The following is an 11,412-nucleotide window of genomic DNA, read 5'->3' as shown; positions in this document are numbered from 1 at the left end:
GGTTACCAATTATTTCCTGACATGATAAGCACCTGGCTTTCAGTTCCGTATTTTATTTCGTTAAGGAAGATTTCTTTTCCTTCATCCAATGGAATCATGGAAATTCCTCTGCGTTCGTATTCAGATTCAAGGGTGGAAGAAACCATTCCTGCTCCTTTCCAGGGTCCCCAGTTGATGGAGATCACTTTTCCTTTCAATCTTTTATTCAGAGCGTTAGCGTAATCATCCAGTACACTGTTGGCAGCAGCATAGTCTGTCTGTCCTTTATTACCGTAAACGGATGCGATACTTGAGAATAAAACAACGAACTGGCAGTCTGGACGAAGCTGTTCGGCCAATACACGAAGCGGTTTTACTTTGGTATTAAACACGCGCCCGAAAGAGGAGGTTGTCTTTTGTTTGAATAATTTATCTTCTAAAAGCCCTGCTCCGTGGATCACCCCGTCTAAACGACCGTACTTTTCATAAATACTGCTGATTAAACTGCTTAATCCTTCTTCGTTGCAAAGGTCTAAAGATTGGTAAATAATTGTATTTCCAAGCGCTTCCATATCACGGATCGTGCGTAGGATCTGATTATTTTTGAAAATCTTCGTTGTTTCTTTTTCAATCTCCGCAGGAGAAGTGAATTTTCCGGATTTAATAAGGAAAGCTCTGATTTCTTCCTTAGTCTTCATTCCTTCAAATTCTGTAGCAGAAGCCTCATTTCTTGGGTCTGCCGATCTTCCTACTAAAATATAAGTACATGGATAAGCCTGAGACATATGTTTCACCAGTTCTGCAGTGATTCCCTGTGCTCCACCCAATACCAGTACCACAGATTTCTGATCCAGCTGAATGTGAGCTTCATTTAAACTTGTGGACAATGGGGAAGGGATAATATCTACCTTATGTCTTCTTTCGTTTTTATAAATAACCTCAGCTGGTTTATCGTTGGTTAATATTTCCTTTAAAGTAATATCAGCGATCTGATCTACTTCCTGAGGAGTGCTCAGGCTGATTAATCTACAAGTGGTTTGGTCAAACTCTCTTGCTAAACTTTTGAAAAGTCCGGGATAACCTTGGTGATGACGCAATACACGGGCATCAGTTACTTCCTGGATATGAGCAGCAATATCCGAAATAAGATATACCCATTTCACCTTATCAAAATCGAGTTTTTTAATTAAATCAACATGATCGATGATACTTGGTTTATCAGTAGCGGAGAACAGGTCCAGCATGATTAATCCGTCAACATGAGAAAGATCTTTATCTGTATCTACCAATTCTACGATGGCTCCGTGTTTTTCCAGTTCAGTTTTGATGGCTGAGGTCTGTTGAGTGTCATCCTGAGTAATCGCAAAAAATTTCCCCTGAAGGATAGCTGTATTCTGTACTGAAGAGGCATCTGTAGGAGTGATGTCAAAACGAAGACGTGACAGTACATTATTGTTAGCCTCAGGGGTGTTAACTTCCTTTGCTTCGTTTTTTGTTTCATTGGTTTCACCACTCATTTCACTGATCCAGCTTGCTAATCCGCGTAGGGTTTTGATCGCTGCTAATTTTTCCATCACATCGTCAGCCTGCTCAAGGTTTTCACCAAAACCGATCTTGTTTTTAAGATCTGCAATGATCTCCATACGTTTAATAGAGTCGATGCTAAGGTCTGCTTCCAAATCTAGGTCAAGTCCTAACATCTCTTTAGGATATCCTGTTTTTTCGCTAACAATATTCAGGATAGCGTTTTGAAGGTCTTCTAATGTTAAAGCTGATTTAGCTTGTGGTTTTGAAGCTGCTTCAGCAGGTGTTCCGTTTTTTTCAGGAGCAGTTGTAGCATCAGCACCAGAGAATTCAGTTAGCCAGGAAACTAATCCGCTTAGGGTTTTGATGGCTGCAAGTTGTTCCATCACCATATCTTCATTAGTTCCATTAGCTAATGTTCCTAATTCGCTGCGAAGTGTTCCAATGATCTCCACTCTTTTGATAGAGTCGATACTTAAATCAGCTTCAAGGTCCATTTCCATGCCCAGCATTTCCTGAGGATACCCTGTTTTATCGCTTACCACCTGTAGCAGCAATGCTTTGATATCTCTTACAGGAGCTGCTTTTGCCGCCACAGCAGCAGAAGCCACGGCAACGGTTCTTTCCTGCTGAACCTGTTGTACTGGAATGGTGCGTTCAGGGGCAGGGACCGGCGCTGGTGTATTATAAACAGGCATTGGATTCACCTGAGGATTCTGTCCCATAAAGGAAAGCATCACATCGCGTTGTGCCTGTATCATTAGTTTCATGCTGTTCAAATATTCCTGCAGCATACGTTCAGCTGTAGATAAGCTTTCCGGAGCAGGAGTTTGTGTATTATGAGTAGTAAAATTGTTCATGGGAATAGGGTTTATGATAGGGAGTGCACCATTAGCAGGCAAAGAACCTGTTGCCGGATGTGCAGTTTGTCCGTTAACACGCCAGATGGCAGGGCTTTTTTTGTATAGCTCAGGCTGATTGATATCAATTAACTGAACGAAGCGGCCATCAAAAAGTTTCTCAATATTGAAGCTGCGGCCTGTTCCCAAATACTGCGCCAACATACAAAGCAGATGGGTGAATTTATTGCGGCTGCTGTCTTCAACATATAAGGTCAACTGGTCTTTTTCAAGACATGATTTTGCCAATCCTGTAAGAACTTTTCCTGGTCCTACCTCGATGAATATTCTGGCTCCGTCGTTATACATGGCCTGCATCTGCTCTACGAATCTTACAGGCTGTACCAAATGGTCGGTCAGTCTTTCTTTAATCTCTGAAGGACTCGAAGGATAAACATCTGCTGTTGTATTAGACCATACAGGAATCTGCATTTCCTGGAAAGGAACGTCTTTCAGTACACCAGCATACAGTTCTTTTGATTTTGCCAATAACGGGCTGTGGAATGCGCATGCCACTTCCAGCTTTTTAGCAGAAATACCTTCCTGTTTAAGCACTTCCAGCAGTTTATTGATGGCTTCCGTAGTTCCGGCGATAACACATTGAGTAGGAGCGTTGAAATTAACAGGATAGCATCCTTTCACTTTAGCAATGATAGGCTGTAAACGTTCGTGAGTAGCGCTTGCTGCCAACATTGAACCCGGGTCTCCGTCTTCTACAGAATTTAGGATAGACTGTGCTCTCTTAATACTTAAATCAACCAATTGATCTTCAGCAAATACTCCTGAAAAGCATAAAGCAGGTAATTCACCATAGCTGTGACCAGCCAGCATATCAGGAATGATTCCCAATGATTCTAAGAATTTGGCCAATGCAAGATCAACAATTCCTAAAAGCGGTTGTGCTAAACGGGTATCTTTAATGGTTTCTTTCTGCTGTTTTAAATCAGCTTCATTAAATGTTGTAGAAGGGAAAACTACTTTTTCAAGCTCAGGATAGTTGTCGATAATCTTACGCATAGCCGGGAACACTACGAACAGATCACGGGCCATATTGATTCTCTGGCTTCCCTGTCCAGGGAATGTGAAGGCTACTTTCCCTTCTTTTTTGCTGACAGTGAAAGTATCTTTGGTTTCTATTCCTACCAATACTAACTCAATTTTCATCATCAGGTCCACAGTAGTATCAGCTACAATACTGAACTGAATCGGCTTTTCTGAACTGATGCTTAAACTGTAAGCAATATCTTTTAATGGAATCTCATCATTGATTTCCAATAATGTTTTGATCTGGCTTGATTGCCCTTTTGCTTCTTCATAAGTATCCCCACGGAATACAAAAAGTTCTGAAGGCCAGGACTGCATCGCAATTGAGTCATCTCTTTTAGGATGGTTCGCAATGACTGTGTGGAAATTTGTTCCGCCAAATCCGAAAGCGCTGATTCCTGCATATCTGTTTTTCTCAGTCCATAACCCTGTTTCAGCATGGAAAGAGAATGGACTTGTTTGTGCATTATAATAAGCGTTAGGCTGTTTAAGGTGAAGGGTAGGAGGTTTCACCCCATGGTAAACGGCAAGAGAGGCTTTGATTAAACCTGCTAATCCGGCAGCACATTTGGTATGCCCGATCTGTGTTTTCACAGAACCTAAATGAGTCTGTCCCGGTAATGCGCCTGAACGGCTGAATAAGTTGGTTAAGGCGCTTAATTCTGTTTTATCTCCAACAACAGTTCCTGTACCGTGGGCTTCTACCAATCCTACGGATGCAGCACTGATTCCTGCCTGGGTATAAGCACGTTCCAATGCTCTTACCTGGCCTACTTTTCTAGGAGCGGTTAATCCAAGAGCTTTACCGTCACTGGATCCGCCAACTCCTTTGATTACCGAATAAATACGGTCTCCATCGTTGACAGCATCTTCATATCTTTTTAAAACAAGGATTGCGATTCCTTCTCCAAGGGCAATTCCGTCTGCTTCACTGTCAAATGTAGCACATCTTCCTTTTCTGGAAAGGGCATGGGTGCTGGAGAACATGAGGTAATCGTTGATTCCGTTATGTAAATCTGCCCCTCCGGCGAGAACCATATCGGATTTTCCTAATACAAGTTCCTGGCAAGCCAGATCCAGGGCTGCCAAAGAAGAGGCGCAGGCTGCGTCTACGGTAAAGTTTCTTCCACCCAAATCCAGACGGTTCGTAATCCTACCTGCGATCACATTGGCCAAAATACCTGGAAAGGAATCCTCTGTGGTATGTGGAAAGGCTTCTTTTACTTCTTCGTGAAGCTCTCCGAAGACCTGTTTATAATATCCTCTGAAGCTATAGCTGTTGGCAAGGTCATTACCTCCTTCAGCACCAATGATTACAGAGATGTTTTCTCTATTAATATGTTTTTCACCATATCCAGCATCTTCCATTGCACGTTTTGCTACCAATAAAGTCAGCAATTGGGTAGGTTCAATAGCTGCCAAAGATTGTGGCGGAATACCGAATGCCAGCGGATCAAAATCGATTTTCGGAATGAAACCGCCCCATTTTGAATGAGAAACATCCGCTTCATCTGAATCCGGTTTGTAATAAAGGTCTTTATTCCATCTTTCATCCGGAACTTCGGTAACGCTGTCTTTTCCTAAGATGATATTTCTCCAGAATTCATCCAGGTTTTTAGCACCCGGGAAGATACATTCCATTCCAACAATTGCGATATCCAACGGTTTTTCGCTGGAGGTTGGCTGTTCTGACAACTCAGCATTTTGGATATATTCGTAGTTGTTGATACTAACATTTTGGTGAAGTTCTTCAAGGGTAAGGACTTTATTGTGCATTGTTGCAATCTGCCCGATCATGTACATTCCAAGGTCCAGCTGATCTTCTTTAGGAATATTGATTAACTGGTCTCCCTGACGTTCGATTCCCTTGGCTGCAATTCTTAAACGGCCCACGTTGAGTTTCTCTAACTTTTCCCAAACTTCTTTTTTATCTGTTCCCGCTGCCAATAGTTTGGCTTTCTCGGTATTGAAGTGGTTGGCAAAGGCAGTATTTAAACAACGGGTTTCGTGACCAGGCGCTGTTTCTAATAATACAGTATCCTTAGCCTGCATCGCCTGTAACTGGAATTCTTCCTGAATAGCTCCGGTTTGCACTGCTTCCTGAGTGTAAAGGTAAGCTGTCCCCATCAAAACACCCACTTTCACACCTCTGGCAGCTAATGGAGCAGCCATAATGGAAACGAATGCTGTGGAAAAATCATTATGGATTCCCCCTGCGAAAAATACACTGATATTTTCAGGATGGTCTTCTTTTAATATACGTTCAATCTGTTTTTCCCAAAGGACCATACTGGACAGCGGGCCTACGTGTCCACCACATTCACGGCCTTCGAAAATAAAATTCCTGGCTCCTTCTTTAAGGAAAATATCCAATAGAGCGGGTGACGGAACGTGTAGGAATGTCTTTATTCCTGCTTTTTCAAATACTTTAGCCTGTGCGGGTCTTCCTCCTGCGATTAAGACTACAGGTGGCTGTGCTTCAAGGATATATGAGGTTTGTTCATCTCTTAATTCCTGAGGGGCAAATCCTAAGATTCCAATACCCCAGGTTTTGTTTCCTGCCAATTCTTTGGTTTCCATTACTAAAGACTTTGTAGAGTTTCCTTTCAGCAATGATAATGCAACGAATGGCAAAGCTCCGGCCTCTGCTACTGCATTGGCAAATCCGGGAACATCACTTACCCGCGTCATTGGCCCCTGTGCGATTGGATATTTTAATCCAAGTTCCTGTGCCAATGGATTGTTCTGATGGATCACCTGAAGTGCTTTTGCTTGTTTCAGGTGGCCATACATGGCTTCTTTCAATCCAAATGCAAGCTTTTTTAGTGTTCTGAACTCTTCATACAGATCAGTGGCCAGCGAAATATCCTGGCCCATTGGGATGTAGCTCTTACTGATGTCAAGATCTGTAAAATACTGTTTAAGATCTTCAGCAGTGATATCATCAGGTAATGAAGGTGAGTTGGGTCTTACCAATACTCTGTGACCGGCAATAATTTTAGTTTCAGTTCCGTTAAGTTTTGAACATAGATCTTTGATGTCCTTCGGAACAGAACTTTCAGGGAATAAAGCCAGCTGACTGTCCAGAACAACTCCTGCTGCTCCCAAAGCTTTCACGGCTGCGGCAGTATGGAGTCCTATTCCCCCCTGTACCCAAACCGGAATGCTTTTGATTTCATTGATGATGCGCTGGAATAATACAAAAGTTGATTCATAGCCGATGTGACCTCCCGCTTCATTTCCTTTGATGATGATTCCTTTGGCTCCTGATTTTTCAGCCTGCATTGCTTCTTCCAAACTGGTTACCTGATAAATGATATCCAGATTGGAATTTTGAAAAACGGTTATTCCGAATGGTAAGATCGCAAATCTTACATTTTCCGGAAGTTGAAGTGCTGAAAATTGTTCATTAGAAACATAAATACCATAAGCGGGTAAATTTGTTTCTTCAAGTTGACTAAGGGCTGCCTGGGCGGTCGTTAACTCTTGGCCTAAGCTGAGGACAGGAAATACACCCGCCTGATGCAATTTAGGCATAAGGTTGACATCCGGCTTTTCAAAAGGCGTTAGTCCAATAATGGTTAAGTTTTTCATGGCGTGATATGTTAGTAAAGATTTTGTAAAAAGAATATAAGTCTTTGAAATAAAGAAAAATAGCTTTTACAAAATTATAAAATTGGTTTTGTTATATTTTTAATAGTAGAGCCTTTTTGTTGAAAATTGTTCAACAGTGTGCACTGGGCCCTAAGGTAATTAGAGTTGAAATATGTGTCCGGCTTTTCAAAAGGCGTAAGCCTAATAATGGTCAAGTTTTTCATTGCATTTAGTATTAAAATAATAATATGCGATTTTGCATTGAAACATCAATCTATTTGATATAAAGATTGATTATTAAATATGCGTGAATAAAAATAATAAATTTATGATGTTTTAATAATCATAAATAAAATTCGATAATAATTTTTTAACAAACATTTGTTAATTATTCAAATGTTATTAAAGTATTCGGTTTATTTTCTTATTCGTTATAAACAAGCCGGCACAATCCAGGTAACTATAAATATAAATAATTATAGTTAAAGAAATGTTAAGCAAATATAGAAATAAAAAATAAAATATTTCAAAAAGAAGAGATTTGTTTTTGTTATATTACAAAAAGATAACATAAATATTTTCCGCATAAAATCGGCAAAATCATATGTTTTTTTGAATCGCAAAATTTGAGTTGATTTTGTATGAAATTGATTTATATCATATTATTGGCCTAAATGAAAATCACTTTTTGTGATTTATTTAAGATTTTTTTCTCATTAAGATTTTGAAAAGAAGTAAATTTTTTTTATGTAAAAAAGTGAAGGTGTTACGGAAATATGAAATATAAATGAAAAAAAGCAGCGAAAAGCTGCTTGTGATTAAAAATTAAATGGTGCTGGGATATTATGTAGAAACTTTATCTGTTGAGAATTTTCCTCCTCCCTGTACTATAAGAGTGAGGGATATACCTAATACCAGTAAATGATATTCAAATCCTTCTGCTCCGGGTGGTATTTTTCCGAACCAGTTCATAAAGAAACCGTGGGAGGCTGGAACAGCATTCTTTTTTGAAAGGAAACGAATGTATTCAGGAATATTTTACGGAAATACCTTTCCAGCTTTGGTATTTCTATGTACAGTCCTTCCAGTTCATTCTTTTCAAGCATAAAGACCTCCGAATTTTCCATGGCTTCAATATTGTAAACTGAAGGCTGTGTATGGAGCATACTGTACCAGTCTGAAATCCACCAGTTTTCAAAAGCAAATTGCACAGTGTTTTCCCTGCCGCTTGGGCTTACTTCATATTGTCTCAGACAGCCATTGATAACAAAATAATCATGACTGCAGATATCGCCATCCTGTAAGAGGTATTGTTTACGCCTGAATTTCTTGTAAATCAATTTGGAGCAGAAAGCTTTCTTTTCCTGCTCAGATAATGTAACCTGTTGTTCAATATGCTTTAATATGCTGTGATAGTGATCTGGCATAGATATAACTGTGTAGAGTTACCCCAATATAATTAATCTTCTGATATCAAAATCATTTTCCTTCCCCTAATGATGACAGGTTTTTGTAGTGTTAAAATATGCTCAGATTGTATTGCTTTGCCAGATCTAAAATAATATGGTAGCCTGCCAATGAATTCCCATGCTGATCCAGTGCCGGGCTGAATACACCAATTCCCATTTTTCCAGGAACGCTTACTGTAATTCCGCCACCTACTCCTGATTTGCTGGGTAATCCTACCATTCTGGAATATTCACCACTGAATTCATACATTCCTGCAGTCAGCATCTGAGATTCTATCAGTTTGGCAATATCTGCATTTTTATACTGAGAATCACCATCAAAACGTACGCACTGATTAGCGAAAAAGTATCCGATTTTTGCCAGATCTTCAGCGGTAAGTTCAATAGAGCATTGCTTGAAATAATTATCCAGTTGGTCTTCATTTCCTGAGATCAGTCCGCTGTTTTTCATAATATAGAACATTCCACGGTTACGGTGTCCGGTAGATTTTTCAGATTCGTATACGGATTTACTGTAATCAATACCGGAATTTTTGGTGATATAACGAACCATATCCAATACTTTAAGGAATGGCTTTTCTCCTTCACCGGAAATTAAAGAGGTAGTAAGGATTGCTCCCGCATTCATCATAGGATTAAGCGGTTTTCTCGTTGTTTCAAGGTTGGAAAAATGGTTGAAAGGCTTGTCTGATCCAAAATAGCCCATTTTATCAAACACATTAGCTTCGCCTCTTTCATTTACCGCAACCATCAGTGCAATGATCTTGGAAATGCTTTGCATGGTAAATTTCTTTTGAACATCACCGGTGCTGAATACTTTCCCGTTCTTGTCCACTACTGAAAAGGCAATAGCTTTTGCATCCATTTTACCCAGTTCCGGAATGTAGTCGGCCACTTTACCCTGGGCATAATAATTTCTGTTCTTTTCCAGAATACTGTTTAAGGTTTTCTCTGAAATGGTTGAAAGATCTGCCGTTTTCTGGGCGTACATTACTGTATTTAAGGACAAGAATCCTGCGATAAGAATTCCTTTGGCGGAAAATAAAAAGCTATTTTTTTTCATGTAGAATATTTTCGAATAAAAGTTTATCATAAGCCTCGAAAAAACAAAGATAAGGTATTTCGTTTTTTGTGCAAGACTGAGTAGGGGGCTGACGAGGTAAAGATGAAAAGATGAGTAAGAGAAGATGTTACCTTCCTCCGGGAAGAGAAATATTATTCTTTGTCTATATCATTTTCAACCTTGGAGAGTTCATATAATTTTAAGTTTGAAATTATCTTATGAGCTCAAAGTCTTTATAAAGAAATATTCCATACTGATCCAGCATATGGGTTTTACGGTTTTCTGTCTTCCCATTTTCAGTACAGGAATAGTAGAGTATATATTTTTTATTAATGATATCTTTCTGGTCTTGAGGGGTAAGGTATTTAACGATTTTTATAGGGCTGTTTTTATCAAAGTTTCCAATGAATGAAACTTGTTCCGAATAATTGCCTACATGGAAAATTGCAGGACGATTTCCCGAATGTTTTTTGATTTCGCGGATAAGATTATTGCAATATTTTAATTGCTGATTTTCATAATTTTCATTGATGAATATTCCTCCTGCAATCTGAATTTTTTTCGCATTGATATGAATTAAAAAAGGGGATAGGAGTAAGGCAAATAATACAGATTTCATAATGTTTTCATTCAAAACATAATATAGAAGAATAAGAACAAAAGGAACAGAGGGAGTTAAATAACCCGATTCTAAAGGGTATCTGACAAAGAATGCCAGATTGGAAACAACCATCAGAATGCAGAATATTGCAAAATGATTTTTGGATATGTTTTTAATTTCCCGGTAGCCTCCACTAAAGAACTGAATGATTACCCCTAAAATAATAGCCAGCATTCCTAAAGCACCATAGATATATAATGTAGCCAGGCTCAGCAGACTGCCGAGGCTCACTTCTGAATCTCCATAACTTTGCAGGAAGCCTGTACCATATTTTAAAATGACTGGCGAAAAGAAAATGCATATAGAAAGAAAAGCTAAAACTGAAAATTGTAGAACCTTTTTAATATCCTTTCCAGAGTAAGAGTACAGAAGAAAGGCGAAGGCCGGAAGAAAAATAATATTGTTGAATCTTGTACTTACCATAAGCCCACAAAGTAAAGCGGAAAGCCAGAGATTCTTATTAAGTAGGTGGTAAACACTTCCCAATAAAAAGAATAAAGACCAGTTGTACTCCATGGCTATTGTACTGTTGAGATAGATAACCGGAACGAATGGAAATACTAAAGCAATAAGAAAAGACAGTTTTATTGTAAAAAAATTTAAGATCTTAAAAAGATACAGGCAGCAGCCTGCTGTAAATAAGACCGATAACAAATTGATTGCCCAGTAGGGATAATGATATACTATTGAATACAAAAATTCTGGAAAAGGATATCCGGGAAAACGTGAAACGTTATACATATGATCTTCATTGAGTATTTTTCCTGTATATACTTCTCTCCATGCATCCAAATCAATACCCAGGCTATTAAAAATAAAAGGTAACCTTGATAATAGTACAGTGATTACTATTATTATTTCCCTGAAGTATCTTTTCATTTTATCTGTTAATTGTTGTAAGATGCAAAATAAGTTCTTTTTGCTAATAAACGGAAGGGTTGTTAAATATTTATATAATTTAAATTTTATCCTAAATATTAATGATTAATAAAGGGAGAAATTATTTGTTTTTTGGGTTAAAAATGAAAATAAATAGCTCTTTTGTTAATGATTATTATGTGTTTTAATTAAGGTATAATTAGTAATTGAAGTATATTGTTGATATTTATATTGATGAAAAGTAATATTTTTCACTAATAAATAGTTTTTGTGTTAAAATTTTCATTAATTTTCAAACGA

General features: G+C 38.5%; 5 protein-coding genes. All 5 read right to left on the bottom strand.

Features of this window, described 5'->3' with window-relative positions; genetic code table 11:
* Window positions 1-2: 2 nt before the first annotated feature.
* Window positions 3-7,040, bottom strand: coding sequence for a type I polyketide synthase (locus tag EG339_RS22085; protein ID WP_123872172.1), 7,038 nt, complete (start codon window positions 7,038-7,040; stop codon window positions 3-5).
* Window positions 7,041-7,883: 843 nt separating this feature from the next.
* A complete protein-coding gene (locus tag EG339_RS24680) occupies window positions 7,884-8,012 on the bottom strand; it encodes a hypothetical protein (protein ID WP_262706881.1) in 129 nt (42 codons plus the stop codon).
* A complete protein-coding gene (locus EG339_RS22080) occupies window positions 8,009-8,467 on the bottom strand; it encodes a Crp/Fnr family transcriptional regulator (protein ID WP_123872171.1) in 459 nt (152 codons plus the stop codon). The genes EG339_RS24680 and EG339_RS22080 overlap by 4 nt, the downstream gene beginning before the upstream one ends.
* Window positions 8,468-8,558: 91 nt before the next feature.
* Window positions 8,559-9,572: a glutaminase A gene (gene glsA / locus EG339_RS22075; protein WP_123872170.1), complete on the bottom strand. Its 1,014-nt coding sequence runs from the start codon at window positions 9,570-9,572 to the stop codon at window positions 8,559-8,561.
* 211 nt (window positions 9,573-9,783) lie between these two features.
* Window positions 9,784-11,112, bottom strand: a complete 1,329-nt coding sequence (locus EG339_RS22070; protein WP_123872169.1) for an ArnT family glycosyltransferase — start codon at window positions 11,110-11,112, stop codon at window positions 9,784-9,786.
* Window positions 11,113-11,412: the final 300 nt, after the last annotated feature.

The organism is Chryseobacterium bernardetii, assembly GCF_003815975.1.
Lineage (GTDB): Bacteria > Bacteroidota > Bacteroidia > Flavobacteriales > Weeksellaceae > Chryseobacterium > Chryseobacterium bernardetii.
This window is presented reverse-complemented; position numbering and strand designations above follow the sequence as displayed.

Coding starts and splice junctions, on each gene's coding strand:
- EG339_RS22085 (WP_123872172.1), bottom strand. CDS start 7,040: ATGAAAAACTTAACCATTATTGGACTAACGCCTTTTGAAAAGCCGGAT.
- EG339_RS24680 (WP_262706881.1), bottom strand. CDS start 8,012: ATGAACTGGTTCGGAAAAATACCACCCGGAGCAGAAGGATTTGAATAT.
- EG339_RS22080 (WP_123872171.1), bottom strand. CDS start 8,467: ATGCCAGATCACTATCACAGCATATTAAAGCATATTGAACAACAGGTT.
- glsA (WP_123872170.1), bottom strand. CDS start 9,572: ATGAAAAAAAATAGCTTTTTATTTTCCGCCAAAGGAATTCTTATCGCA.
- EG339_RS22070 (WP_123872169.1), bottom strand. CDS start 11,112: ATGAAAAGATACTTCAGGGAAATAATAATAGTAATCACTGTACTATTA.